The following is a 25,846-nucleotide window of genomic DNA, read 5'->3' as shown; positions in this document are numbered from 1 at the left end:
GCGTAGGGATGACGCGGTGGCGAATTCCGGATGACGCGAGTAGACAAGCTCGTGACCTGCGGGTTTCATTCACTCAGACGGCCCAACGTGGTCAAAAAGTTATGTGAAAAGCAGGTGCCGAGGATTCTGCCGAAGCGGCATTTCACGTTACTGTCTGCGCCGTGAGCGCGGCGTACTCCACTCAATTGGCTGAAGTGATCGACGTCTTCAGTTCGCAGCGCAGGCATCCCTCCGGCGCTGTCCACCAGCTCGACGCGTGCCACGTCGAGCGGTGGGGACTGGCCTTGCGGGGGCCGACCGCCGACACCGAGGACGCCGCCTCCGAGGTGACCTGGCTGCTGCCCGACCTCGGCCTGCGGCTGACCAAGCTCCGCCCCCGGCGCAGGCACTCGCGGCCGGGCCCGACGCGTCTCACCGCCACCCGGATCGAGCACGACACCCGTTCCTGGATGAGCACGGACCTGCTGCTCGGCTTGGAGATCGACGACCGGGCCCCCGCCCGCATCGCCCAGTACGAGGAGTTCGCCGCCGCGGTCTCCAGCGGGCTGATCCGGCTCAGCGAAGCCGATTTCGCGCTGCGCACGGTGCACCGCACGCTGGAGGAGATCAGCCTGCACCGCGACATCAACCAGTGGCTCGCGCACCGCGGCATCTTCGACATGTGGTGATCCGCCGACCCCGCGGAAGGATCACACCGGAGCCGCCGACTCGTTCCCGGTGCGCACGGCCACCTGGTCGACACGGCGAGGTGAACCCCGTACAGTCGATGTTGGCTGGTTGAGCAACAGCTGGCATGGCCCCTCGTGGCGCCGCGTTGGTTGCTCCCACGCTGCTCGTCGATGACCACGGCGGCGGGGCGGGCGTTCTCCATGCCTCAGCCCCGCGGCTCCCTCCGCGCTTCGTCGCGCTACCGCGGGTCCTCCTTCACCAACGGACAGGAGCTTCGTGCTCGCTCAAGGCACTGAGCAGTTTCCCTCGACGGGGTTTCCCTCGACGCACCACCTCTCGGCCACGAACGGACACCGGTTGGCGACGTGGTTCCGCGCGCTGCGGACCGAATCCGCCGCGATGGCCTCGGCCCGAGACCGATTCCTGCGCGGACCTCGCCTCTGATCCACGCCTTCCCCACCTCAACGGAGGAGTTCTCCCTGCACATCCGACGCGTCTCCCCCGGCCTGTTCAGCGGCTGGATGATCACCAATACCGAAGGCCAGCACACCGCGCACGTCGCGGGCAGCCAGCAGGACGCCGTCGACCGCGCGGACTTGCAGTTGACCGCGTGCGGCGGCGGCCGCCTCATCATCGACGATCCCGACGAGCACTGACACCTCGGGCGGCTGACCCTCACGGCGTCCAGCCGGTGCGCTCCGCCCATGCGCGGGCGCGCGGCAGCGCGGTGGCGAACCACTCCTCCGCCACCGCAGCACCGCCGTGGTCGGGATCGGTCGCCTGCCGATCGACCAGTTCCGCCTTCACCGCCGCGTACTCGGCACGGGCCTCGTCGTCGGCGCGCAGCCAAGCGGGGAACAGGAGCGCGTCCCACCAGCCCGGCGAACCGTCCACCCGGACGTGCAGGTGGGCGCAGCGGCCCGGGTCGGCCGCCACGTGCAGGTGGTCGGCCGGGTCGGGGGCGAACGGGTGCGAGTCGGTCACCGCACCCGGGAACGCCGCCGGGAACCCCGCCTCGGCCAACGGCTCCACCAAGGCTTCGGCATCGGCCGTCGACCGCACCGCGAGCTGGAGGTCGATGACGTCCTCCGCCGGAAGGCCCGGTACCGCGGTCGAGCCGATGTGGTCGAGGCGCACCGCGCGGTCACCCGCCGCCTGCCGCAGCCGGGCGATCAACCGCCTGGCCTGCCGCGGCCAGCTCGGGTCCGACGGCGCCAGCCGAAGCGGGCGCTTCGCGGAGCACCGCCGTGCCCGCACGTTGCGTTCGAAGGGAACCAGCCGTTCGTCCCACAGCGCGTCGACCCGCGCGGTGAGCTCGTCGAGCGGACCGCTGTTGTCCAGCAGGACGTCGGCAGCCTCGGCCCGCTGCTTGTCGGTGGCCTGGGCGCGGATCCGGGCGAGCGCGTCCTGCTCGGCCACGCCGCGGTCGGCGAGCCGCCGCAACCGCGCCGGGACGGGCGCGTCGACGATGACGACCAGGTGGTAGTTCGCGGCGTAACCGGCTTCCACCAGCAGCGGGATGTCGTGCACGACGATCGCGTCCGCCGGGGCCTCGGCCATCCGCTGAGCGGTCAGCGCCCCGATCCTGGGGTGGGTGATGGCGTTGAGGTCGGCGCGGGCCCCGTCGTCGGCGAACGCCCGGGCCGCCAGCGCTGCGCGGTCCAGCGCACCTTCGGCGTCCAGGATCCCGGCGCCGAACCGCTCGACCAGCGCGGCGAGCCCGTCGGTCCCGGGCCGCACCACCTCGCGGGCGAGCTGGTCGGCGTCGACGAGCACCGCACCGCGCTCGACGAGGCGCCGGGCGACGGTGGACTTCCCTGATCCGATGCCTCCGCTGAGGCCCACGCGCAACACGCGGCTCATCCTGCCAGCCGCCACGCCCGCGGGGAACGCGCGGGCGCACGACGACGGCCCCGCACCTCGGTGAAGTGCGGGGCCGTCGTCAGCGAGCCATCAGGCCTGGTGCTCACGCACCGCCGGAGAGCTTCTCCCGCAGCGCGGCGAGCTGCGCATCGCTGGCCAGCGAACCGGCGTCCTGCTCCTCGGAGGAGGACGAGTAGTTGCCGCCACCGGTGCTCTGCTGCTCCTCGGCAGCACCGCCGCCGGTCGCCGCGGCCGCAGCGGCCTCGGCGTCGGCCTGGGCCGCCTTGGCGACCTGAGCCATGTGCTTCTCGTAGCGCGAGTGGGCTTCGCCGTACTGGCGCTCCCACTCCTCGCGCTGGGCCTCGTAGCCCTCCTGCCACTCCTGGGTCTCCGGGTCGAAGCCCTCGGGGTAGATGTAGTTGCCCTCGTTGTCGTACTCGGCGGCCATCCCGTACTGGGTGGGGTCGAACTCCGAGTCCGAGGTGAAGCCCTCGTTGGCCTGCTTCAGCGACAGCGAGATGCGGCGACGCTCGAGGTCGATGTCGATGACCTTGATCATCACCTCGTCACCCACCTGGACGACCTGCTCCGGGATCTCCACGTGGCGCTCGGCCAGCTCGGAGATGTGCACCAGGCCCTCGATGCCCTCGTCGACGCGGACGAACGCACCGAACGGAACCAGCTTGGTGACCTTGCCCGGCACGATCTGGCCGATCGCGTGGGTCCGGGCGAACTGGCGCCACGGGTCTTCCTGGGTCGCCTTGAGCGACAGCGAGACGCGCTCGCGGTCCATGTCCACGTCGAGGACCTCGACGGTGACCTCCTGGCCGACCTCGACGACCTCGCTCGGGTGGTCGATGTGCTTCCAGGACAGCTCCGAGACGTGCACCAGGCCGTCGACCCCACCGAGGTCCACGAACGCACCGAAGTTGACGATGGAGGACACGACGCCCTTGCGGACCTGCCCCTTCTGGAGCTGGTTGAGGAACTCGCTGCGGACCTCGGACTGCGTCTGCTCCAGCCAGGCGCGGCGGGACAGGACCACGTTGTTGCGGTTCTTGTCCAGCTCGATGATCTTGGCTTCGAGCTCGCGGCCGACGTAGGGCTGCAGGTCGCGCACCCGGCGCATCTCGACCAGGGAGGCGGGCAGGAAGCCCCGCAGCCCGATGTCGAGGATGAGACCGCCCTTGACGACCTCGATGACGGTGCCCTTGACGGGCTCGTCCTTCTCCTTGAGCTCCTCGATGGTGCCCCAGGCGCGCTCGTACTGGGCGCGCTTCTTGGACAGGATCAGGCGGCCTTCCTTGTCCTCCTTCTGGAGGACCAGGGCCTCGACGAAGTCACCGACGGTGACGACCTCGGCCGGGTCGACGTCGTGCTTGATCGACAGCTCGCGGGAAGGGATGACGCCCTCGGTCTTGTAACCGATGTCGAGCAGCACCTCGTCGCGATCGACCTTGACGATGGTGCCCTCAACGATGTCCCCATCGTTGAAGTATTTGATGGTCTGGTCGACGGCGGCGAGGAAGTCCTCCTCCGTCCCGACGTCGTTCACTGCGACCTGCGGCTTCGTGGCGGCTGCAGTCGGGACGGTGGTGGTGTCGGTGGACATCAGGTGGGTTGCTCCGGTACGGATAGTTTGGTCGTTGGATCTACGTTGTGGCTGCACCCGATCCCCCGCCGGTTCGGCCCCGGGGAGGGCGCCGAATCCGCTGCCCGGCGGACTCGCCCGGGCGATTCGCCCGGGTGGGCGGACGGACATGAAAGACCTACGGTGCGGCCGGTATCGTACGCGCTTTCTCGATCGCTGGGCAAATGCCGTCCCTGCCCGATCGGGGCGCTCCCCGAACGGCGAGAATGCCCCACGTCGAAGCGGTACCCACGAGCGGCCGGGAGAACTCCTTGGTGCGACCCAGCAGTCCGGAAGACGACGAGACGCCGGCCGAACACCAGCCTAGCCCCGCCGAACGGCTCCTCGGCACGGTAGGTGTGACGAAGCGCACTTCCGGACCCGTCGAATCGCGCATCGCCAGCAGGCGCTGGTGGGACGCCGACGCCGACGAGTACCAGGCCGAGCACGGCGACTTCCTCGGCACCGACGACTTCGTCTGGTGCCCCGAGGGCCTCCGCGAGGCCGAGGCCGGACTGCTCGGCGAGGTCGCGGGCCGCCGGGTGCTGGAGGTGGGCTGCGGCGCGGCGTCCTGCGCGCGCTGGCTGGCCGACCAGGGCGCGCGGCCGGTGGCGCTGGACATCTCCGCGGGGATGCTGCGGCACGCCGCCGACGGTGCGCGGCGCAGCGGCACCGCCGTCCCGCTGGTGCAGGCCAGCGCGGACTGCCTGCCCTTCGCCGACGGCTCCTTCGACCTCGCGTGCTCGGCGTTCGGCGGGGTGCCCTTCGTCGCCGATGCCGGCGCGGTGTTCCGCGAGGTGGCGCGGGTGCTGCGGCCCGGTGGGCGCTGGGTGTTCTCGGTGACCCACCCGATGCGGTGGATCTTCCCGGACGACCCGGGCCCGGCCGGGCTGACCGCGACCCAGCCCTACTTCGACCGGACGCCGTACCTGGAGGTCGACGAGCTGGGCCGGGCGACCTACGTGGAGCACCACCGGACCCTCGGCGACTTCGTCCGCCAGCTCGCGGCCGCCGGGCTGCGGCTGGTCGACCTCGTCGAGCCGGAGTGGCCGGCCGGGCACACCCGGGTCTGGGGCCAGTGGAGCCCGCTGCGCGGCAGACTGTTCCCCGGGACGGCGATCTTCTGCTGCCTGCTCGACTGACCCCGCTCGACGGACCGAGGAGCCGTGGTGCCCACCGCGCAGGACCTGATGGACCGGCAGCGCGCCCGGTTCGCCGAGCTGGACCCGCAGCTCCCGCCGGACTACCGGCTGCCCGCGGGCGATCCGGTGCTGGCTGACGCGCCCGGGGGCGAGGCGGTCGCCGGGGTCGCGCGGGTCGTCGAGAACCGCCCGGGTTCGGCGCAACGGCTCTGGCAGGCCGCGACGGTCCACGAGCTGTACCCGCTGATCGGAGCGCACCCGCCGGGCGGGATGGATGCGCTGCTGGCGGCGTGGCGGGACCGGCTCGGCGAGGAGGCGGCACCACCGGCGGACTCGTCCTGCGTGGTGACCTGGCCGAGCCGGGACGTCCGCGCCACCCGGGCGCTGCTGGACCACGGGTTCGTCCCGCTGTCCTGCCTCGCGGTGCGGTCACCCGCACCCGCCGAAGATACGGAACTGTCTGGTACCGTAAAGGTGCGTCGCGCCGGACCGGCCGACCTGGACGCCGTGGTCGAACTGGCGCTCGCCGAGCTCGACTACGCCGCCCTGGTGGGTGCGTCGGTGCGCCGCCCCGACGCACCGGAACTCAAGCGGACCACCGCGCGGCTCCGGCTGCGCTCGGCCGACCCGGTCTGGCTGGCCGAGCGCGCGGGCACGCCGATCGCGGTCGCCGAGTGCGGCCTGATCGACACCACCAGGCATCCCACCGGAGACCGGCTGCGGCCGGGGTCCTGGGGCTACGTGAACTGCCTGTCGGTGCACGAGCGGGCCCGGGGCTCCGGCGTCGGCAGGCAGTTGATGGCCGTGGTGCACGCGGAGTTCGCCCGCGCCGGGGCCGTCGGCAGCTTCCTGTTCTACAACCCGCCGAACCCGCTGTCCTCGGTGTTCTGGCCCCGCCAGGGGTACCGACCGCTGTGGACGATGTGGGAATTGCGGCCGGCCACCGCGCTGCGCTGACGCTCCGCGACCCCGGCCGCGGGAGTCGAGGAGTCCAGTGGAGATCGTCGCCTCGGAGGTCGAGGCAACCGGAGCGCACGGCCCGGTGCTCGCCCCCACCTCGCTGCGGCTGCGCGCCGGCGCGCTGCTGCTGATCACCGGCCCGCCCGGTCCCGGCCCCACCGCGCTGGGCCTGGCGCTGACCGGACGGCTGCGTCCCGACCGAGGCAGCGTGCGGCACGACGGCGCGCTGGACCCGCGAGGCCTGCGCAGGCGGACCGCGCTGGTCGATTCGCCCGACATCACCGCGCCCGACGACTCGGTCCCGGTGCGCACCGCCGTGGCCGAAGGCCTCAGCCTCGCCGGACGCCGCTCCGGGCGGCGCCGGGTCCGCCGCCACCTCGACGACAGCGGCGTGGCCCACCACGCCGACGACCGCTTCGAACGCCTCCCACCGCACCTGCGGATCCGGCTGCTGCTCGACCTGGCCTGCGCCGACCCCCGGGTGCGCGCGCTGGTGCTGGACGCCCCGGACCGCCACGGCGGCCATCCCCTCGACTGGTACTCGCCGGCCCGGCAGCGGGCCGCGAACGGTCTCGCGGTGGCCGTCCTGTGCGCCCCGCACTCCGCTCGTGCGCTGGGCGTGCCCGCGGCCCGGATCGGCGCGGACCACGACCACGACCCCGCTACCGGAGGTGCGCGATGACCAGCGTCCGCCTCGCCATCACCGAACTGCGCAGGCTGACCTCGGGCAAGCTGCCGAGGCTCGCGCTGGTGGCCGTCACCCTGGTGCCGCTGCTCTACGGCGCGATGTACCTCTACGCCAACTCCGATCCCTACGGCCGACTCGACTCGGTCCCCGCGGCCGTGGTGATCGCCGACCGGGGCGCCCAGCGCGAGGACGGCTCCCGGCTGCACGCCGGGCAGGACGTCCACGACGAGCTGGTCGACTCCGGGTCGTTCGACTGGCACCGCACCGGCGAGGCCGAGGCCGAACGCGGGGTCGCCACCGGCGAGTACACCTTCGCGCTGGTGGTGCCGCCGGACTTCTCCGCCGCGCTGCTGTCCCCCGGCGACTTCGAGCCGAAGCAGGCCCGGCTGCGGCTGATCACCAACGACACCAACAACTACCTGGTGGGCACCATCGCCGAGACGGTCGCCGCCGAGGTGCGCACCGGCGTCGCGGCCGACGCGGGCAGCGAGGCCGCCGAGCGGTTCCTGCTCGGCTTCAGCACCGTGCACGACAAGACCGTCGAGGCCGCCGACGGAGCCGGTCGGCTCGCCGACGGCGCGACCCGGCTGCACGACGGGCTCGACGAGGCCGGACGGGGCGCCGGGGAACTCGCCGGCGGGGCCGGGACGCTGCTGGAGGGGCAGACCCGGCTCGCCGCCGGGGCGGACCGCCTCGCCGAGGGCACCGGGGAGCTCGCCGACGGCGGCACCGCCCTGCACGGCGGCCTCCGGCAGCTCCAGGACGCCACCGCCCCGCTGCCCGAGCGGACCGCGGCGCTGGCCGACGGCGCCGAGCAGGTCGCCGCGGGCAACGACCGGCTGGCCGACCGGGCGGAGGTGCTCAGCGGGGCGTCCCAGGACCTCGTCGACGACCTGGACGCCACCACCGAGCGGATCGCCGGGCAGCTCCGGCAGGCCGGGGTCGGCGAGGAGGTGGTCGGCGGGATCACCGAACGGCTCGACCGGCTCGGCAGCCCCTTGACCGATGCCAACGACCGGGTGCAGTCCCAGGTCGGGCAGCTCCGGACGTTGGCCGACGGCGCGCAGCGGGTCGCCGAGGGCAACCGCGCCCTGGCCGAGGCCACGCCCCGGCTCGCCGGAGCGGTGGACCAGCTGACCGCCGGTGCGGGCGAGCTCGAACGCGGCAGCGGCGAACTCGACGCGGGCGCCGGGGAACTCGCCGACGGCCAGCAGCAGGCCCTGGCGGGCACCCGCGAGCTCGCCGACGGCGCCGCGCGGCTCGACGACGGCACCGCGGCGCTGGCGGACGGCTCGCGCGACCTCGCCGACGGCGCGGGTACCCTCGCCACCGAACTCGGCCGGGGCGCGGGCGACATCCCGAACCCCGACGACCCGACCCGCCGGGCCACCGCGGACACCATCGGCGACCCGGTGGCGATCGACACCGACGCGCAGGTCGAGGCAGGCACCTACGGCGCCGGGCTGGCCCCGTTCTTCCTCGGGCTCGCGCTGTGGGTCGGCGGGTTCGTCCTGTTCCTGCTGATGCGCCCGCTGTCGACCCGGGCCCTGGCCGCCGGGGTGGCGCCGTGGCGGGTGGCGCTCGGCGGGTGGCTGCCCGCGGGCGTGCTCGGCCTCGCCCAAGCCGTGCTGCTGCACGTGGTCGTGGTGCACGGGGTCGGCATCCAGCCCGCGCGGCCGTGGGCGACGCTGGGTTTCCTGGTGCTGACCTCGTTCGCCTTCACCGCGGTGGTGCACGCGCTGAACGCGGCCTTCGGGCCGAAGGGCAAGTTCATCGCGCTCGTGGTGCTGATCCTGCAGCTGGTCACCGCGGGCGGCACGTTCCCGTGGCAGACCATCCCGGAGCCGCTGCACCCGCTGCACCAGGTGCTGCCGCTGAGCTACGTGGTCGACGGCCTGCGGCACCTGATCTACGGCGGGCCGGCCACCGGATCGGTTGTCGCCGTCGGGGTGCTGCTGAGCTACTTCGCGGCCGGACTGGTGCTGAGCACCGTCGCGGCCTGGCGGCAGCGGGTGTGGACCCCGGCGCGCCTGCGCCCCGAACTGGCGCTGTGACCGGCGCGGCGGTCCGGACCCGCGGGCCGGACCGCCGCCCGCTCACTCCCCGACGGGCTCGTCGTAGCGCCCGATCTCGATCAGGTTGCCGTCCGGGTCGCGGAAGTACAGCGAGGTGATCGGGCCGGTGGAGCCGGTGCGGCTGACCGGGCCCTCCTCGATCCGCACGTCGTGGGCGCGCAGGTGCTCCTGCACGTCGCTGAGCACGCCCTCGGTGATGAAGCACAGGTTCGCCGAGCCCGGCACCGGGTGCATCGCCGTCGGCGCCACCAGCTCGCTGGCCGCGTGCAGCTTGATCGTCTGCTGGCCGAAGCTGACCGCCCGCCGGTCGTCGGGGAAGATCACCGGCGTCATGCCGAGGACTTGCTCGTAGAACTCCATTGCCCGATCGACATCGGCGACGGTGAGGACCAAGTGGTCCACTCTGTCGATGCTGATCATGCTCCTCCTCGGTTCTTCGCGAACGGCGCCCGCACGTCGAGCTGCCCGTCCACAGCCAGTGGCGGCCCTGGCAGGCTATCCGGAGCACGGCGCCGCAGCGCCATCCGGGCCGTCCGGGGATGGCGCACACTCCACCGCATCCGCCCCGGTCCCCGCCGGGGAAGGCACGTTTCGTAACTGTCCCGAAACCCGTCAGTGCGCGGCGGAATCCCAGGACCGGCCGACGCCGACGGAGACCTCCAGCGGAATGTCCAACCGGAACGCCGAGCCCATCTGCTCGCGCACCAGCTTCTCGACCTCCTCGCGCTCGCCGTCGGCCACTTCGATGATCAGCTCGTCGTGCACCTGCAGCAACATGCGCGACCGCAGCCCGCCGTCGGTGAGCGCCCGGTGCACGCCCAGCATCGCCACCTTGATGATGTCGGCCGCGCTGCCCTGGATCGGCGCGTTGAGCGCCATCCGCTCGGCCATCTCCCGGCGCTGCCGGTTGTCGCTGACCAGGTCGGGCAGGTAGCGGCGGCGGCCGAGGATCGTCGAGGTGTAGCCGTCCTTGCGGGCCTGGTCCACCACCTCGTGCAGGTAGTCGCGGACCCGCCCGAACCGGGCGAAGTACGCCTCCATCTGGTCGCGCGCCTCCTCGGCACCGATCCGGAGCTGCTGCGCGAGACCGTAGGCCGACAGGCCGTAGGCCAGGCCGTAGGACATCGCCTTGACCCGGCGGCGCAGTTCCTGGTCCACCTCGGCGATCGGCACCGAGAACGCCCGCGCCGCCACGAAGGTGTGCAGGTCCTCCCCGGTCCGGAAGGCCTCGATCAGCCCTTCGTCACCGGACAGGTGCGCCATGATCCGCATCTCGATCTGGCTGTAGTCGGCGGTCATCAGCTCCGCGAAACCGCCACCGACCACGAAGACCTCGCGGATCCGCCTGCCTTCCTCGGTGCGGATCGGGATGTTCTGCAGGTTCGGGTCCGTCGAGGACAGCCGGCCGGTCGCCGCGATCGTCTGGTTCAGCGTGGTGTGGATCCGGCCGTCGTCCGAGATGGACTTCACCAGACCCTCCACCGTGGTCTTGAGCCGGGTCGCGTCGCGGTGCTCCAGCAGGTGCTGCAGGAACGGGTGCTCGGTCTTCTCGAACAGGGTCTGCAGCGCCTCGGCGTCGGTGGTGTACCCGGTCTTGGTGCGCTTGGTCTTGGGCATCTCCAGGTCGTCGAACAGCACCACCTGCAGCTGCTTCGGCGAACCGAGGTTGATCTCCTTGCCGATCACCCCGTACGCCTCCTGCGCGGCTTGTCGCACCCGGACGGCGAAGCGCTCGCCGAGCTCCTCGAGGCCGTCGGCGTCCACCGCGATGCCCGCCGCCTCCAGCTCGCCCAGCACCGCCAGCAGCGGCAGCTCCAGGTCGGTGAGCAGGCTCCGGCTGTCGATCCGGTCCAGTTCCTCGTCGAGGGCGGCGGCGAGCTCGGCGACCGCGCGGGCCCGCACCAGGTCGACCGCCGCGGCCCGCTCCTTGGCCTCGGACTCGTCCTCCAGCAGCGAGAGCTGACCGTCGTCGGCGCCCTGCTCGGCGCGCAGCTCCCGTTGCAGGTAGCGCACCACCAGGTCGGGCAGGTCGAACGAGCGCTGGCCCGGGCGCACCAGGTAGGCGGCCAGCGCCGTGTCGCTGGTCAGCCCGGCCACCGACCAGCCCCGGTCGGCGAGGGCGTGCAGCGGTCCCTTCACGTCGTGCCCGGCCTTGGGCAGCGCCGGGTCGGCCAGCCAGCCCGCCAGCGCCGCCTCGTCCTCCGGGGTCAGCGCGGTGACGTCGACGTGGGCGCCGTGACCGTCGGCGGTGGCCAGCGCGATGCCGGTCAGGTCGCCGTGGCCGCGCGCCCACTGCCCGGCGAAGGCGAGACCGACCCGCTGCCCGGTCCGGGCGTGCGCGTCCAGCCACGCCGCCAGCGCACCCGGTTCGAGCGTGCCGCCGGTGATCGCGAAGCCTTCCTCGACCTCCGGCTCGGCGCTGGACAGCGTCGCGAACAGCCGATCGCGCAGCACCCGGAACTCCAGGTCGTCGAACAGCCGGTGCACCGCGTCGCGGTCCCACTGGCGCAGCTCCAGCCCCTCCGGGGCGAGCTCCAGCGGGACGTCCTTGACCAGTTCGGTGAGCTGGCGGTTCATCATCACCGAGGAGAGGTGTTCGCGCAGGGCGTCACCGGCCTTGCCCTTGACCTCGTCCGCCCGGTCGACCAGCCCGGCCAGCGAGCCGAACTGCTGGATCCACTTGGTGACGGTCTTCTCCCCCACGCCCGGGATCTTGGGCAGGTTGTCCGAGGGGTCGCCGCGCAGCGCGGCGAAGTCCGGGTACTGCTCGGGGCTCAACCCGTACTTGTCGTGCACCGCCTCCGGGGTGAAGCGGGTCAGCTCCGAGACCCCCTTGGTCGGGTAGAGCACCGTGACGGCGTCGGTGACGAGCTGCAGGGCGTCCCGGTCGCCGGTGCAGATGGCGACGGTGAAGTCCGAGCCGGTGGCCTGGGTGGTCAGCGTCGCGATGACGTCGTCGGCCTCGAAGCCCTCCTTGCTCAGCACCGGGATGTTCAACGCGCCGAGGACGTCCTGGATCAGGCTCACCTGCCCGCGGAACTCGTCCGGGGTGGCGCCGCGGTTGGCCTTGTAGTCGGCGAAGGTCTCGGCGCGGAAGGTCTTGCGCGAGACGTCGAAGGCGACCGCGAGGTGGGTGGGCTGCTCGTCGCGGAGCAGGTTGATCAGCATCGAGGTGAAGCCGTAGACCGCGTTGGTGTGCTGCCCGGTGCCGGTCTGGAAGTTCTCCTTCGGCAGGGCGTAGAAGGCGCGGTAGGCCATCGAGTGGCCGTCGATGAGCAGCAGGCGTCGGTCCTCGGAGTGCGTCACGGCCCGGAGTCTAGGCTCCGACCACGACAGCGGTTCAGCGAGGCGAAGGAGGCCGAGGCGGTGTCGGACCGACCGGACGAAGAAGCCATGACCAGCGGGGACGACGAGCTGAACGCGGTGCTGGCCACCGCGCGGGAACAGCTCACCGACCGCATGGGCATCACGCTCACCTCGTGGAGCCCCGAACGTGTGGTGGGGACCATGCCGGTCGCGGGGAACCGGCAGCCCTACGGGCTGCTGCACGGCGGCGCCAACGCGGTGCTGGCCGAAACGCTGGGGTCGGTGGCCTCGGCCCTGCACGCGGGCAACGACCGCATCGCGGTCGGCCTGGAGCTCTCCTGCACCCACCACCGGGCGGCCACCGAGGGCGTGGTCACCGGGGTCGCGACGCCGATCCACCGGGGGCGGGCCACCGCGACCTACGAGATCACCATCACCGACGAGCAGGAGCGGCGGACCTGCACCGCCCGGCTGACCTGCGTGCTGCGCGACCAGCCCCCGGCGTGATCGCCTCCGGCGCCCGCAGCGCGCGGCGGTGCGGGCGCCGGGGCCCCGCTCAGAGGTTGTCCAGCACCGCCTGCGCCACGGCCTTCATGGTGGTGCGCCGGTCCATCGCGGTGCGCTGGAGCCAGCGGAACGCCTCCGGCTCGGAGAGGTTGTGGTTGTTCATCAGCAGGCCCTTGGCCCGCTCGATCGTCTTGCGCGCCTCCAGCCGCTCGGTCAGGTTGCTGACCTCGGCTTCCAGCGCCTGCACCTCGGTGAACCGGGAGACCGCCAGCTCGATCGCCGGGACCAGGTCGCGCTTGGCGAACGGCTTGACCAGGTAGGCCATCGCCCCCGCGTCGCGGGCGCGCTCCACCAGGTCCCGCTGGCTGAAGGCGGTGAGGATGACCACCGGGGCGATGCGCTCACCGGCGATGTTGGACGCCGCCTCGATGCCGTCCATCTTCGGCATCTTGATGTCCAGGATCACCAGATCGGGGCGCAGCTCGTCCGCGAGCCGGACGGCCTCCTGCCCGTCCCCGGCCTCTCCGACCACCTGGTATCCCTCTTCGCGGAGCATCTCCACCAGGTCGAGCCTGATCAACGCCTCGTCCTCGGCCACGAGCACGCGACGTTCGACAGGCTTGGCCTCGTTGTCCTCGGCGGCCGGCGTCGTCACCGGATTCCTCCTGGTCAATCCTCGGGTCCGCCGGTGCGGTTCCGCACCGGAAAGTGCAGCTTACGCAGTTCAGAGGCGGTATGTGCGGCTGGGTGAGAACGGCCACGGATCTTGCGCATCACACTCCGATGCCCGTCCACCACAGAGAATAGGCGGTCGGCGGCGGCGCGAGGCGCAGCGCCGCGTGACGAGCTCGTCACAGGCCCGTTGCGCGCCGGTGGCGGGGCCGGACGAGCCCGACGTAGACGAGGACGATGACAGCGGCGCTGACCAGGCTCAACAGCAGCTGGGAGCGGACTTCGGGCAGCGCCGTCATGGTCACCACGACCACCGCGATCAGCCCGAGCGTCGCCCAGGTGAGGTAGGGGAACCACCACATCCGCAGGGTCAGCCGCTCCGGCGCTTCCCGCTCCAGGCGGCGGCGCATCCGCAGTTGCGAGACGGCGATCAGCGCGTAGATGAACAACGCCACCGCGCCCGCCGAGTTGATGATGAAGTAGAAGATCGTGTCCGGCGCGACGAAGCTCGCCACCACCGCGACATATCCGGCCACAGTGGACAGCAGGATGGCCTTCCACGGCACCCCGCGCCCGTTGAGGTCGCGGATCCAGCTCGGCGCGAAACCCCTGCGCTGCAACGCGAACAGCATCCGGGACGCGGTGTACAAACCGGAGTTGAGCACCGAGACCACAGCGGTGAACACCACGACGTTGACCACGGCCCCGGCGGCGGGCAGGCCGAACCGGGCGAAGGCCGCCGCGTACGGGCTGACGTCGCCGTCCGGGATCTGCCGCCACGGGGTGATCATCACCAGCAGCGCGATGGAGCCGACGTAGAACAGCAGGACCCGCCACACCACCGCCCGGGTGGCCTTCGCGACGGACTTCTCCGGCTCGTCGGATTCGGCGGAGACGATGGTGACGATCTCGGTGCCGAAGTAGGAGAAGATCACGATCACCACCCCGTGCAGCACCGCGAAGCCGCCGTGGGCGGCGAACCCGTCGAGGGCGATGTTGCCGACCGAGAACTCCGAACCCGGCCACAGCCCGAGCACGAAGATCGTTCCGCACAGCAGGAAGACGACGATCGTGATCACCTTGATCGAGGCCAGCCAGAATTCCGTCTCCCCGAAGGAGCGAACCGAAACCAGGTTGGCGGCGGTCAGCACCACCATCAGCACCAGCGACAGGGCCCATTGCGGCACGACCGGGACCAGCGGGTTCAGCAGTTGCGCACCGGCCACCGCCTCGAAGGCGACCACGCCCACCCAGTAGTACCAGTACAACCACCCGATGGTGAATCCCGCGCCGTCGCCGAGCGAGGACCGCGCGTACTCCATGAAGGACCCGAGCGTCGGAGCCGCCGTGGCCATCTCGCCGAGCATCCGCATCACCAGCACGACGATGGCCCCGCCGATCGCGTACGACAGCACGGCGGCCGGCCCCACCGTCGAGATCACCGCGCCGCTGCCGATGAACAGGCTCGCCCCGATGATGCCGCCGAGCGCGATCATCTGGAGGTGCCGGTTCTTCAGGCTCCGCCGCAGCCCGTCGCGCTCCGGCAGCCCCGCCTCCGCACCACCGACCATCGCAACCTCCGGATCGCTCGCGGTGCCGCGAACCTACCCCGCAGTCGATCACCGGACCAGGGCCCGCGACCCGGCCGGACCGACCACCCGCACCCGGATGATCAGCCATCCCGTATGCTGACCCCGGACCAGCCCCCGTAGCCCAATCGGCAGAGGCAGCGGACTCAAAATCCGTCCAGTGTGCGTTCGAGTCGCACCGGGGGCACCACCGCTGACCGGCGAAACAGCCGGTTGACCTGCTGCTTCGCCGGTCCTGCGGCGATCATCCTTCTGCGGCTGTACCCGGTGATTCCCGGCCCCCTGCGGGTGTCCGCCGACAATGCGCCGACAGTCCTCCAGCTCGCCACCGCCAGCTCCACCATTCTCGCGGTGCTCGCCGAAGCCGTGCAGGCCGACGAGATCCTCACCAAGATCGGCGGCGAGGTCCCTGCGCTGCATCCCTTGGCACTGGTCGTCCCGAACAGGCTCTTGACCGAACTCCTGGCTTGGCCGATGACCGGAACGCCACCTCGGCAGCTCTCCGGCACACGTGCGCCTCGCAGTCGCGTCGGCGGAGCGGGACCAGCTCGCTGCCGTTCTCCGATCGGTCGCGGATCGGTCGCGGACCGCGCCGACCGCGGTATCGAGGGGGCGATGCTCCGGCGCCAGGCGCAGTACCTGGTCGCTGAGCACCGCGCTTCTGCGGAGTGGGTCGCGGAGATGCGCGCCCATGACGTGCGGGCCGGCAGGGACATCCGGGAGTGGTCCCCGGAGTGGGCGGTGACGCGCTCTCGTGCCATCAGCGCCGCAGCCGGTGGCGATCTCGATCCGCTCATGCGGTTCATCGAGCACGGTCTCGGGACGGAGCAGGCCGTGCGGGCCAACCTGCCTACTGGGCGTACTGGGTCGGCGAGATCCCGCATCCGTGGACCAGCGACGCCGATATGCTCGCGGACGGCCAGCCCTGGTCCGGGGAACTACTGCTGAACTCTCTCCTGGACGGGCTGGAGCACGCGCCTTACCGGGACCTCTGCGCCCACGCGCTCCACGCCTTGCTCCCCCATCGGCGCGGACTCGACCGACCAGACCTCCGCTCTCGCGTGCTCGACACGATCGACCGTGCGACCGCATCCGACGGCTTCGACCGCAGCTCCGTCCGGAAACTCGACCAGCTCTCCTACGCCCTGAGGAGCACCCATGCCTGACCAGCACTTCGCCGAGATCGTCGCCTTCGCCCACGAAGCCGGCCACCTCAAGCACACCCCCCGGACCGGCTGGCTGCTCGGTGGCGTCCGCAACGGCGAGTCGGTCGCCGAGCACTCCTTCCGCGTCGGCGTCCTCGCCTACGTCATCGCAGCCTGCGAAGGCGCCGATCCCGAGAGGGCGGCCACGCTCGGGCTCTTCCACGACCTTCCCGAGACCCGCATCGGCGACGTGCCCAGCGTCGGCAAGAAGTACATCACCACCACATCGCCGCACGAGATCGTCACCGACCAGACCGCAGGGCTGCCCGAGGACCTCCGCGCCCGGATCATCGCGGCCGTCGACGAGCACGAATCCGCTAAGACGCCGGCTGCCACCCCGGAGTCGCAGTGCAGCCGCGACGCCGACAAGCTCGAAGCCCTCCTCCAGGCCCGCGAATACCAGCGGGAGGGCTACACCCAGCTCGACGAGTGGGTCCGCTCCAGCGCCGAAGCGATGACGACAGCGACCGGCAAAGCCCTCGCCGCCGCCGCGCTCGACGTCTCCCCCGGCGAGTGGTGGGGCTCCTTCGCACGGGCCGTCGGGCGCGGCTGAGCTTCGAACAGGACCGGCGGAGCTTGCACAGCAGGGGCCGGTGCGATCGCACCGGCCCTTGCTGCTGCCCCGCCCCGCTCGCGGACGTGGGCAGCCACTTCTCCGACAATGCGCCGACAAACCGCGCTCTCCGGCGGCATCGCCCCAGGTAAGGGCTACAAACGCGGCTGCACTCAAAATCCGTCCAGTGTGCGTTCGAGTCGCACCGGGGGCACGTACTGCATCCTCACAACCTCGTTGTCGTCGTGAGCTGCGAATGTCAGGGCAAGATCGCCCGAAAGCGTCGGGTGCAGCCTGTTGACGAGCGCTTCTTCTCCTTGGTTTTCATCCGCGATCGTCGAGATCGGACTCCGCGCCCGAGACCGCATCGCACACTCCCGTGAAGGCTGGCACACCACCGTCGACCACCACGCCCGAATCGCCGACGCCGTCGCCCGACGCGCCCCCGACCGCGCCGAAGAAGCAACCCGCACCCTCCTAGAGCACAGCGCGGCCAGCCTGGAACGCAGCCAGATTTGAAGGCATCGCCAGCATCGAGCCCAGCATCGCCGATGCCGGGCGCAACGACGCATAGCACGTTTCCCTGCCGACTCAGCAACACTCGGCGTTTCCCTCGCCGCACGCCGCGATCTGCTCGAACTTCGGTCAACGCGACCCATTGCATATTCAGGCGCAGTCGGGGCTTGCGCGCTTCGAAGTAAGTTTGGTCCGGTCCTTGAGTCGGCCGACGGGATGATCGTCCATTGTGGTTGGTGCGTCGGCGGTTGGTCCTGATGAGTTGTGGGAGCGGTCGAGCCCTCGATTCCGAGGTCAAGGACCGGACGCAGGGTGGTGCTCGAACTCCTGCGAACCCTCGAATGGTGTTCACGGCGATCGGGTAAGTGCTCACCGACGGGTGCGCCTGGCGGTGGCTGCCGCCATCTTGCGGGATCAAGGTCCCGACCGCGCACCGGTGGTTCGTGCGCTGGACCGAGGCGCCCTCGTGGGCACGGATCCAACACGCGGTGCTCGACGATCAACCGCGCAGTTTCGACCGACCTGGGCGCGGTTCACGGATCTTGGTTCCGTCGCCGCAGAGCGCCCCCCAGGCGAAGAAGCTGGACGCCCACTCCCCGACGAAGGTCTTCCACCTGCCCCCCTTGGCGGTAGAGTCCGACGCGTTGAGAGAGGCGGCCCAGCTGATGACGCTCAGTGCGATCGAAGCCAGCCAGCAGCGAACATGTGATCGGAGGTACCCCTTCTTTCCTCAGCATGGTTAACATGGTTCCTCCGAACAGCTTCTCATCCCTCGCGGTGGATTAACCGCACGCGAGCAGTCGTAAACACGCTTGACCGGTGCAGTGTTGACCAAATGATCGGCGAAGACTGCAGCCGGACCGCTTCCCACGCGCAAGCCGTGACCTCTGGGCAGCAGGGACCAGAACCCGATCGTCAGTTCCGGACCATAGGTCGCAGTCCGGCCCGCCGAGAAGCGACCGTGGAGCCAGGCATGCTGTCGGAAGCATCAGTAGAATTTCCCGTCGAGCACACGCGGGCGGTCAGAGGACGGCCAGACGTACGGCAAATCATCAGGGATTCCCTTGAACATGCAACGGTAGTAGTCAGGCTGCTTACGCAGCAAAGACGATTGATGACTACGATGAAACGGCGGATCCCCCAACCACGGCGGGAGCTCACCTGCTCCCGCGAGCGCCTCTTGCGCCCGTATGACGGTCAGCCCGGTCGCAACGCGGAAAGCTTCGCGGATGCTGACCTCGCATCTATCGGGCCTGCCTGCCTTCGTCCACGCGTCGCACATCGCGATGCCATAACAACTTAACGCTTCTTCATACCCGGCCCACATTGCCACGGCTGGATGATTCTGCCATCCGTAGCCCACGGTGGTCAGCGCGCGCAGCACTTGCAATGCTTCCACGCGTTGCTTGCCGAGTCGGCGATCATCGAGCACAGCAGCTGATTGAACGAAATCGGGATATGGCAGGAAGGTCTGCATACCCTCCGTGTTCCCGCTGAACACCGAGGACAATCGTCTGCCAGTGAACGAACCGGCTCCAACGGGACTGCTCAAACTTCGGTAGACACTCGGGCTGCGGGGTGCCGGGCCTCGGTAGCGCTGGTGTAGGTGGTCTTCGTTCTAACGGGGGTAGGGTCTCCGAGGCAGCGTCAACGCCGCCGGCGGTTGCCCGGCGACCTCGGCAGCGCGGCGCAGCTCGTCGCCGCCGTCGAGGAGCTGGAACGGGCTGTCGCGGACGAGGCATCGCTCGTCGAGTGGGTCCCGCCGGAGCGGCAGGCGAACGGGGTGGTCCAGGTCGGGTGGTTCCACTACTCGGACACCGCGTTCGGCGTCCTCGGCAAGGCCGCCCGGCTCCTCGACAGCGCGGGGATCGACAGCGACCGGGTCCGCGACCTGCCCAGGTCGGCCGCGGACGTCCGGACCACGGCCCTGCCCGACGTGGCGGCCTTCCTCGTCACCATCATGCACGGGGAGCGCATCGCCGACGGCCTCGTCGCCTCGTGCCTGGAGAACGGTTCGCTCGTCGCGGCCGCCACCCGGCTGAAGGAGGCGGTGCTCCCGCTCGTCCGGTCCTGACCCCGGCGCGCACCCGGGCGACCGTGCCGAGCTGAGGCGCCCCCGGCGATGACACCGTTCTGCTACCGGCTCCGGCCATGATCCGCCCAGGACGTTCGTGCGGGAGGTCGGGATGCGGGTGGAGGTGCTCGGGCCCTTCCGGATCTGGGACGGGGCCGTCGAGGTGGACGTGGGGCCGAACCAGCGCCGGATGGTCTTCGCCGCGCTGGTGCTGAACGCGAACCGCCCGGTGCGGGTGGAGGCGCTCGCGCAGGTGCTGTGGGGGGACGAGCCACCACCGACCGCCGCGGGCAGCATCCAGTCGCACATCTCGCGGCTCCGGGCACGACTCGGTGACGTGACCGGGCCCGCCATGGGCGTGCGCACGCTCGGGCACAGCTACCTGCTGCGCGCCGATCCGGAGTGGGTCGACGCGCTCCGGTTCCGCGTCCTGGCCGAACGGGCCGACGCGGTGGGCGGTGTCGAGTCGATCGGGCTCTACGAGCAGGCGCTGGCGCTGTGGCGCGGTGAGGCGCTGGTCGACCTGGTTCCCGAGTCCTGCCGCGCCCGGCTCGTCCGCCCCTGGGAAGAACGGCGGCTGCGGGTGATCGAAGCGCGCGACGCGCTGGTGCTGGCGCACGGCGATCCGGTCCGCCTGATCCCCGAGCTGACCGCCTTGGTGGCCGACCACCCGGGGCGCAGCCGGAGCGTGGGGCACCTGATGCTGGCGCTGCACCGGTGCGGGCGCGACGACGAAGCACTGGCGACGTTCCGCCAGGTGCGGCAGAACCTGGCCGAGCAGCACGGGATCGAACCCGCCGCCGAACTCCTCCGGCTGCACGAACGCATCCTCCGCAACGACCCGGAACTCCGTCCGGCGCGGCAAGCCCGCGACAAGCCGTCGGCAAGCACTCGTCCTTAGATTCCCTGCCGGAGTGCGAGAACCGCGCTTGCAGTGGAGAGGAGAGCACCATGCGCAAGAGCTACGAGCGCCCGACCGTGCGCAAGGCCGGCACGTTCAGCGAGGACACCGGCTACTTCCTCGGCGCGCACCGCGACGGCTTCGGCGCCCGCCGGACCCACAACTGATCATTCGGTGCGGGCGGTGGACCCGGTTCCACCGCCCGCACCGGCGCGACCCGCTGGAGGCCCCGTGCTGCCGTTCCCGGAACCCGAGGTGCCGTGGTTCCTCGTGCTGCCCGATCACCCGGACGTCTTCCCCTGGTACGACCGGGCTCGCCAGCACGCCACCCGGTCGCTGCGCCACCCGAGCGGGCGCCCGTGGTTGCTGGGCCGATGGCCCGACGAGGACCTGTGCATCGCCGTGGGCAGGGGGCGGCACGCGGCTGCGCTCGGCGTCCACCGGGTGGACCACGACGTGCTGGAGGCGCGGTTGCGCTCGCACGCCTCGCTGGACTCCTTCGCCCGGTCCGAGCCGGGATCGTTCCACCTCATCGCGTCGGTCGACGGTGAACTGCGGGTGCAGGGCCCGGTGCTGCACGGTCGCCGGGTGGTGCACGCCTCGACGCCCGACGGCCTCGTCCTGGTCTCCGATCGCGCGGACGTCCTGGCGTGGCTGCTCGGGCTCGACGTCGACCCGGCGCTGCTGGGGCTGCGACTGCTCGGCGAAGCCGTCCCGCACCCGCTGGGCATCGCCCCGCTGTTCACCGGGGTGGACGCCGTGGACGTGGGCCACTACGTCGTCGTCCCGCCTCGGGGATCGGCCCGGCAGGTGCGGTGGTGGCGACCGCCGGAGCCGACGCGCTCGCTGGCCGACGGGGCGGCGGCGCTGCAGGACGCGCTCACCGACGCGGTCCGGGTCCGCACCGCCCGCCCCGCACGGGCGAGCTGCGACCTCGCCGGGGTCGACTCCACGGCGGTGTGCGGTCTGCTCGCCCGCGAAGACGTGGAGCTCCGGGCGTTCACCGTCGCCAGCCCCGACCCCTACGACGACGACCTGGTGTTCGCCGGGCGGACCGTCGCGGCCCTGGGCGTCGCGCACGAAGTGGTCCGCACCGACGTGATGCCAGTCGTCTACCAGGACTTCGCCGCGACCCCTCCCGCGCTGGACGAACCGAGCCCGATCAGCGTGGAGAACGGCCGGCTGGACGTGCTGTTCCGGCTCGTCGCCGAGTCCGGGTGCACCGACCACTTCGGCGGCTACGGCGGGGACGAACTGCTGCACGGCTCGCCTGCGTGGTTCACCTCCTACCTGCGGACCGATCCGGGGCTGGCGCTGCGGAACGTGCGGGGCTCGCGGGCCAACGGGCGCTGGCCGCGGGGCGAGACGGCGCGCCAGGCGCTCGACCCGCGCTCCTACGGCAACTGGATGCGCCGGTTCGCCGACCGGCTCGGCGGACCGCCGCCCGGGACGCGGCACCCGGCTCTGGACTGGGGCGCGGTCACCGCCTTCGGCCCGTGGACGCCGGTCGAGGCGGTGCGGCTGGCCCAGCAGCGCGTCCGGGAGGCCAGCCGATCCGCCCGGCCGCTGTCCGAGGTCCGAGGCCTGCACCGCGATCTCACCATGATGGTCGCCTGCTCCGGAATGCTGCGGGCCTTCGGACCGGTCGCGGCCCGGCACGGGGTCACCGTGCACGCCCCGTTCTACGACGACCGGGTGATCGAGGCGGGCCTGTCGGTGCGCGCCCAGGACCGGATCTCCCGGTGGCGGTACAAGCCGCTGCTCGCCGAGGCGATGCGCGGCATCGTCCCGGACGTCTCGCTCCACCGCGCTACGAAAGCGGAGGGATCTGCCGTGGAACACCAGGGAATCGTGCGCAACCGACGGGCGATCCTCGAGTACTTCGAGGAATCGCGGCTGGCCGAGCTCGGTCTGCTGGACCGCCGGGCCTTCCACCAGCACGTGTCGACGACATCGGCGACCGCGCAGGACTTCACCGCGCACCTGTTCCCGAGCGTGGCGTGCGAGATGTGGCTGCGGCGGCTCGCGGGCGCCCCGACCGACGTGGAGCAGGTGCCATGACGCTGGCCGGAGACCTGGTGCTCACCGAGACCGACCACGGGACCGTGCTGCGCGAAAGGTACTGGGCCCCAAGCCCGCCGGCGCGCTGATCCGGCTGTACGGCGGTGCGGGTCCGGTGGCGGCACGTGCCCTCGTCGGCGAGCACGAGGCGGATCCCGACACGGCCGCAGCGAACGTCACCGCACTGGTGGCCGAGCTGCGCGCGGCGGAACCCCCGCGCTGACCGGGAAGGATGTCCCACGCCCGCGCCCGTAGGCCCCGGGCCGCCTGCTGGTGCTGGGCGGTCCGGGCCCTGGAGCGGGTGAGCTCGCCCGACGCCGGTCGGGAAGGTGCCTGCGGCGGTCGATGACCGTTGCGCTTCTGTACCGGGTGCGAGGCTGCTGGCCCACCTGGCACGTCGGGGTCCGCAGGATTCCGCCGCTGGCCGATTCAGCTCGCAGAAGCACCAGCGGCTGCGCCATCGCCGCCGCCGAGTCGAGCTGCGCGCGCACCAGCTTGCGTCCCCGGCCGCGCAGCAGGTCCGCCAAGCACCCCAGGTCGTCTCGCATCAGCGCGCTGCGCAGCAGTCGGAAGTAGCCGGCGGGCACGTCTCCCCGGCCGGAACCCTCCGCCGCCCCCACGTGCGCGAACGCACCCGCGACGGCGGAATCGCTCGGGCTCTGGTTGCCGGTCGAGGACGATCCGATCCCGCATTCGGCGCCGCACTGGTGTTGCGCGGGATGTCGCTGCACCTGCCGCATCGCGGAAGTACCGTGCTGGTGGACGATTCCGGTCCTGGTAAGTCCACTGTGGTCGCGATCCTGATGTGATTCCACCCGCCGCGCAGCGGCCGGCCCCTGCTGTCCGACGTGGACTGCGAGGAGATCGCGCTGGAGGAATACCGGGTGCGGACCGCCTTGGTGGTACAAGATCCGCCGGAGCCAAGGTTCACCGGGGCTCTGGCGGGAGGACCTCTGCTACGCCGACCAAGGGGTCGACGAGCGCACCGTGCGCGAGGTGGTCCGCGCGGTGCAGATGGAGGGCTTGATGGGCCGGCCGCCACTGGAAACGGTCCTCCGCGAACGCAGCGGCACGTTCTCGGACGAGGAGCGCGAGCGGAACGCCATCGCCCGGACCGATCCCGAGGTGCTGGACGAACCGACGTCCGCGCTCGACGGCCGCACCGAAGCGGTGTTCACCGCCGCCCTGCGGCGGATCGCGGCCGAACGGGCCGTGCTGGTCATCGCCCACCGGTTCTCCACCATCCAGGCCGCCGACCGGGTGGTGGTTGCTCGCCGACGGGCGCATCGAGGCGTCCGGGGACCACGACGAGGTGCTGCGGACCAGCGCGTTCTACCGCCGGATGGTCGGGGACAGCGCGGCATGACGGCTCAGCGGGCCGGTGCGAGCTGGCCGCCGCGCGCGACGGAAGCTTCGGCGAGCGCCACCTCGCGGGCGTAGAGCCGGATCAGCTCGTGCATCCGGAACCGGACAGCGGAAGGCGGCCCCACCGGTTCGACCAGGTGCACCGCGACCAGTTCGTCGAGGTACCGGCGGGCCCGGGTCGCGTCGACGCCGAGCGCGGCGGTCACCCGCCCGGCCGGGACCGGTTCGGCGCCCAGCGATCCGACGCAGCGGAAGGCGCGACGGGCCTGCGGGCCGAGCCGCCGGTAGCTCGAGGCCAGGCGGGTGCGCACGTTGAGGTCGCCGATCACCAGCCCGTCCAGCCGGTGCTCCTCCGGGGCGAGGTCCTCGGCCAGCCGGGCGGCGCTGCGGGTGCCGGTGGCCAGCCGGGCGCCGACGATCCGCAGCGCGAGCGGGAGCCGCCCGCAGCAGCGCACCAGCGCGGTGACGTCGCGGGGCCGCGCACCGCCCGCCACCCGGTTGATCAGCTCGCCCGCGTCGTCGGCGGGCAGCACGTCCAACTCCCACCGCCGGACCCCTTCCAGGCCGCCGAGCCGGTACCGGCTGGTGATCAGCGCGACGCACGGCCCGGCGCCGGGCAGCAGCGGACGGACCTGGGCTTCGTCGACTGCGTCGTCGAGCACCACCAGCGCCCGGCGGTCCGCCAGCCGGGCCCGGAACTCCGCCGCCCGCTCACCGAGGGACGACGGCGGTTCGGCCACGCCGAGGGCACGGAGGAATCCGCCGAGGACCTCCGCCGGATCGGCGGGCCGACCGCGGCAACCGCGCAGGTCCGCGTGGAGCTGCGCACCGGGGAGATCCGCACGTGCGGCGTGCGCGACCTGGACGGCCAACGCGGTCTTGCCCACCCCCGGTGGTCCCGTCACCAGCAGCGGGCCCGCTCCGCCGACGCCGCGGCGCAGCTCGGTGAGCTCGACGCGGCGGCCCACGAAGTCGGCCAGCGGCGGCGGGAGCTGGCACACCGGCTCGGCACCGGCGCTCTCGGCGAGCAACCGCTGGTGGATCCGGCGCAGCTCGGGACCGGGTTCGGCACCGAGCTCCTCGGCGAACCTGCGCCGGGCCGCCGCGTAGGTCCGCAGCGCCTCGGTCGAGCGCCCGTCCTGGTGCAGGGCCAGCAGCAATCGCGCCCAAGTGCTCTCCCGCAGCGGGTCGTCCCGCACCGCGGCGCGGATCCGGGGGAGCACGTCGCGGTGACCGCCGGTGCCGAGCACCGCGTCGAAGTACCGGTCCTGCACCTCGAGCCGCCGTTCCTCCCAGCGCATCGACTCGGCGGCCAGCGCGGGAACGTGCTCCAGCCCGGCCCACATCGGACCGCGCCACAGCCGCAGCGCGGCCTCCAGCGCCCGGACGGCCGCCGCGTGCTCCCCCGCCTCCAGCGCCCGGTGCCCCCGGGCGGCGAGGTCGTCGAAGCGATGCGCGTCGAGCTCACCCGGGCCCACCGCGAGCCGGTAGCCGTACGGCACGGTGACCAGCCGCGTACCGCGCGGATCGCCCAGCACCCGGCGCAACCTGCTGATGTAGAGCTGGAGGGTCTTGTCCGCCGACGGCGGTTGCCGCGCACCCCAAAGCTCCTCGCACAACGTCGACCGGGTCACCGCCCGGCCGGCCGCGGCCAGCAGCACTCCCAGCAGCGCCCGGGTTTTCGGCGCCGTCACCGCGCGCCACCCAGCACCCGAACGCACCTCGCAGATCCCCAGGACCCGGTAGCGCGTGGATTGAATGTGCAGCCCCCATCCCCCGAGCGGACTCCCTGCGCGATCTCGCAGATTACGCCCGATCCCGGCGCCGACCGGCCGCGCTGACGCGTCCCCACACCCCCGTGTGACGCGGTCGAGCGAGGCGGCGCGATGCCCGCAGCGGAGGCGACGCGGGCGAACGAGGACAGCAGCCAGGCGACGGGGGTCGGTCCGGGTCCGAGCGCAGCACGATGGTGCCGCCAGGATGCGGACGTCCCGTAGGACGCCACGCCGTGCAGGCCGAAGCCGAGACCGGCCAGGGCCGCCGGTGGCGATCGGCCCGGCGCCGACAACA

Annotated in this window: 25 protein-coding genes, 1 tRNA gene and 1 pseudogene; 19 read left to right on the top strand and 8 right to left on the bottom strand. The window is 71.8% G+C overall.

All coding sequences use genetic code 11. The features are described 5' to 3' along the window. Nucleotides 1-194: 194 nt before the first annotated feature. Nucleotides 195-668: a hypothetical protein gene (locus tag ACQP0T_RS09170; RefSeq protein ID WP_369774585.1), complete on the top strand. Its 474-nt coding sequence runs from the start codon at nt 195-197 to the stop codon at nt 666-668. A gap of 522 nt (nt 669-1,190) precedes the next feature. After that, a complete protein-coding gene (locus tag ACQP0T_RS09165) occupies nt 1,191-1,325 on the top strand; it encodes a hypothetical protein (protein ID WP_433872207.1) in 135 nt (44 codons plus the stop codon). Between the two features lie 19 nt (nt 1,326-1,344). On the opposite strand, the gene coaE is transcribed toward ACQP0T_RS09165, so the two are convergent. Then, nucleotides 1,345-2,523 carry a dephospho-CoA kinase gene (gene coaE, locus ACQP0T_RS09160; RefSeq protein WP_433872206.1) on the bottom strand — a complete coding sequence of 393 codons (1,179 nt, stop codon included), beginning with the start codon at nt 2,521-2,523 and terminating at the stop codon, nt 1,345-1,347. A 112-nt stretch (nt 2,524-2,635) separates the two neighbouring features. Continuing rightward, nucleotides 2,636-4,144, bottom strand: a complete 1,509-nt coding sequence (gene rpsA / locus ACQP0T_RS09155; RefSeq protein WP_345367937.1) for a 30S ribosomal protein S1 — start codon at nt 4,142-4,144, stop codon at nt 2,636-2,638. A 290-nt stretch (nt 4,145-4,434) separates the two neighbouring features. Between rpsA and ACQP0T_RS09150 the strand changes: the two genes are divergently transcribed. From ACQP0T_RS09150 to ACQP0T_RS09135, 4 genes are read left to right on the top strand one after another with little or no spacing between them, the layout of a single operon-like run. After that, nucleotides 4,435-5,304, top strand: a complete 870-nt coding sequence (locus ACQP0T_RS09150; protein WP_433872204.1) for a class I SAM-dependent methyltransferase — start codon at nt 4,435-4,437, stop codon at nt 5,302-5,304. Between the two features lie 27 nt (nt 5,305-5,331). Continuing rightward, nucleotides 5,332-6,261, top strand: a complete 930-nt coding sequence (locus tag ACQP0T_RS09145; protein ID WP_433872202.1) for an N-acetyltransferase family protein — start codon at nt 5,332-5,334, stop codon at nt 6,259-6,261. A 37-nt stretch (nt 6,262-6,298) separates the two neighbouring features. Then, complete coding sequence (locus ACQP0T_RS09140; protein ID WP_433872201.1) at nt 6,299-6,946, top strand: hypothetical protein; 648 nt, start codon at nt 6,299-6,301, stop codon at nt 6,944-6,946. Beyond that, nucleotides 6,943-9,006 carry a YhgE/Pip family protein gene (locus tag ACQP0T_RS09135; RefSeq protein WP_433872200.1) on the top strand — a complete coding sequence of 688 codons (2,064 nt, stop codon included), beginning with the start codon at nt 6,943-6,945 and terminating at the stop codon, nt 9,004-9,006. The genes ACQP0T_RS09140 and ACQP0T_RS09135 overlap by 4 nt, the downstream gene beginning before the upstream one ends. A 42-nt stretch (nt 9,007-9,048) precedes the next feature. On the opposite strand, the gene ACQP0T_RS09130 is transcribed toward ACQP0T_RS09135, so the two are convergent. Together ACQP0T_RS09130 and polA are read right to left on the bottom strand one after the other, a co-directional pair. Then, on the bottom strand, nt 9,049-9,447 hold the full coding sequence (locus ACQP0T_RS09130; protein WP_433872199.1) for a VOC family protein: 399 nt from the start codon (nt 9,445-9,447) through the stop codon (nt 9,049-9,051). Between the two features lie 192 nt (nt 9,448-9,639). After that, nucleotides 9,640-12,333, bottom strand: coding sequence for a DNA polymerase I (polA, locus tag ACQP0T_RS09125; RefSeq protein WP_433872198.1), 2,694 nt, complete (start codon nt 12,331-12,333; stop codon nt 9,640-9,642). A gap of 87 nt (nt 12,334-12,420) precedes the next feature. Here polA and ACQP0T_RS09120 point away from each other — a divergent pair, with 87 nt between their 5' ends. Beyond that, nucleotides 12,421-12,840 (top strand): PaaI family thioesterase, encoded by a 420-nt coding sequence (locus ACQP0T_RS09120; RefSeq protein ID WP_345367930.1) that lies wholly within the window; start codon nt 12,421-12,423, stop codon nt 12,838-12,840. A 49-nt stretch (nt 12,841-12,889) separates the two neighbouring features. Here the strand turns inward: ACQP0T_RS09120 and ACQP0T_RS09115 are convergent, their stop codons facing one another. Together ACQP0T_RS09115 and ACQP0T_RS09110 are read right to left on the bottom strand one after the other, a co-directional pair. Continuing rightward, the gene (locus tag ACQP0T_RS09115; protein WP_345367929.1) at nt 12,890-13,495 is read right to left on the bottom strand and encodes an ANTAR domain-containing response regulator; all 606 of its coding nucleotides are present in this window, start codon (nt 13,493-13,495) and stop codon (nt 12,890-12,892) included. Nucleotides 13,496-13,691: 196 nt separating this feature from the next. Further along, the gene (locus ACQP0T_RS09110; RefSeq protein WP_433872196.1) at nt 13,692-15,083 is read right to left on the bottom strand and encodes an amino acid permease; all 1,392 of its coding nucleotides are present in this window, start codon (nt 15,081-15,083) and stop codon (nt 13,692-13,694) included. Between the two features lie 131 nt (nt 15,084-15,214). Between ACQP0T_RS09110 and ACQP0T_RS09105 the strand changes: the two genes are divergently transcribed. The 5 genes and pseudogenes from ACQP0T_RS09105 to ACQP0T_RS09085 all read left to right on the top strand — a co-directional run. After that, nucleotides 15,215-15,291, top strand: a tRNA-Leu gene (locus tag ACQP0T_RS09105). Next, complete coding sequence (locus ACQP0T_RS09100) at nt 15,264-16,049, top strand: hypothetical protein (RefSeq protein WP_433872195.1); 786 nt, start codon at nt 15,264-15,266, stop codon at nt 16,047-16,049. Before ACQP0T_RS09105 ends, ACQP0T_RS09100 begins: the two co-directional genes overlap by 28 nt. Before the next feature lie 210 nt (nt 16,050-16,259). Beyond that, complete coding sequence (locus tag ACQP0T_RS09095; RefSeq protein ID WP_433872194.1) at nt 16,260-16,859, top strand: HD domain-containing protein; 600 nt, start codon at nt 16,260-16,262, stop codon at nt 16,857-16,859. Nucleotides 16,860-17,156: 297 nt separating this feature from the next. Further along, nucleotides 17,157-17,378, top strand: coding sequence for an FCD domain-containing protein (locus tag ACQP0T_RS09090; protein WP_433872192.1), 222 nt, complete (start codon nt 17,157-17,159; stop codon nt 17,376-17,378). Between the two features lie 223 nt (nt 17,379-17,601). Then, nucleotides 17,602-17,875: pseudogene (locus tag ACQP0T_RS09085) on the top strand (transposase); the annotation flags it as partial. A 488-nt stretch (nt 17,876-18,363) separates the two neighbouring features. Here the strand turns inward: ACQP0T_RS09085 and ACQP0T_RS09080 are convergent. Next, nucleotides 18,364-18,852 carry an MSMEG_6728 family protein gene (locus tag ACQP0T_RS09080; protein ID WP_433872191.1) on the bottom strand — a complete coding sequence of 163 codons (489 nt, stop codon included), beginning with the start codon at nt 18,850-18,852 and terminating at the stop codon, nt 18,364-18,366. A gap of 186 nt (nt 18,853-19,038) precedes the next feature. On the opposite strand from ACQP0T_RS09080, the gene ACQP0T_RS09075 reads away from it, so the two are divergent. The 7 genes from ACQP0T_RS09075 (at nt 19,039) to ACQP0T_RS09045 (ending at nt 23,851) form a co-directional block, all read left to right on the top strand. Beyond that, the gene (locus ACQP0T_RS09075) at nt 19,039-19,449 is read left to right on the top strand and encodes a DUF6508 domain-containing protein (RefSeq protein WP_433872190.1); all 411 of its coding nucleotides are present in this window, start codon (nt 19,039-19,041) and stop codon (nt 19,447-19,449) included. Between the two features lie 97 nt (nt 19,450-19,546). Next, a complete protein-coding gene (locus ACQP0T_RS09070; RefSeq protein WP_433872188.1) occupies nt 19,547-20,350 on the top strand; it encodes an AfsR/SARP family transcriptional regulator in 804 nt (267 codons plus the stop codon). A gap of 50 nt (nt 20,351-20,400) precedes the next feature. After that, on the top strand, nt 20,401-20,517 hold the full coding sequence (locus ACQP0T_RS09065; RefSeq protein WP_345367925.1) for a keywimysin-related RiPP: 117 nt from the start codon (nt 20,401-20,403) through the stop codon (nt 20,515-20,517). A 64-nt stretch (nt 20,518-20,581) separates the two neighbouring features. After that, nucleotides 20,582-22,411: an asparagine synthase-related protein gene (locus ACQP0T_RS09060; protein ID WP_433872187.1), complete on the top strand. Its 1,830-nt coding sequence runs from the start codon at nt 20,582-20,584 to the stop codon at nt 22,409-22,411. 273 nt (nt 22,412-22,684) lie between these two features. Further along, nucleotides 22,685-22,987: a lasso peptide biosynthesis B2 protein gene (locus ACQP0T_RS09055; RefSeq protein WP_433872185.1), complete on the top strand. Its 303-nt coding sequence runs from the start codon at nt 22,685-22,687 to the stop codon at nt 22,985-22,987. Between the two features lie 44 nt (nt 22,988-23,031). Further along, nucleotides 23,032-23,220 carry a hypothetical protein gene (locus tag ACQP0T_RS09050; RefSeq protein ID WP_433872184.1) on the top strand — a complete coding sequence of 63 codons (189 nt, stop codon included), beginning with the start codon at nt 23,032-23,034 and terminating at the stop codon, nt 23,218-23,220. A gap of 178 nt (nt 23,221-23,398) precedes the next feature. Continuing rightward, nucleotides 23,399-23,851 (top strand): hypothetical protein, encoded by a 453-nt coding sequence (locus tag ACQP0T_RS09045; protein ID WP_433872183.1) that lies wholly within the window; start codon nt 23,399-23,401, stop codon nt 23,849-23,851. Here the strand turns inward: ACQP0T_RS09045 and ACQP0T_RS09040 are convergent. Next, a complete protein-coding gene (locus ACQP0T_RS09040; RefSeq protein ID WP_433872182.1) occupies nt 23,782-25,470 on the bottom strand; it encodes a BTAD domain-containing putative transcriptional regulator in 1,689 nt (562 codons plus the stop codon). The genes ACQP0T_RS09045 and ACQP0T_RS09040 overlap by 70 nt on opposite strands. Nucleotides 25,471-25,846 lie beyond the last annotated feature (376 nt).

The sequence above is a fragment of the Saccharopolyspora sp. CA-218241 genome (assembly GCF_050954615.1).
GTDB lineage: Bacteria > Actinomycetota > Actinomycetes > Mycobacteriales > Pseudonocardiaceae > Saccharopolyspora > Saccharopolyspora cebuensis.
Note: the sequence above shows the minus strand (reverse complement) of the source record. Positions and strands in the feature narration are given on the sequence as shown.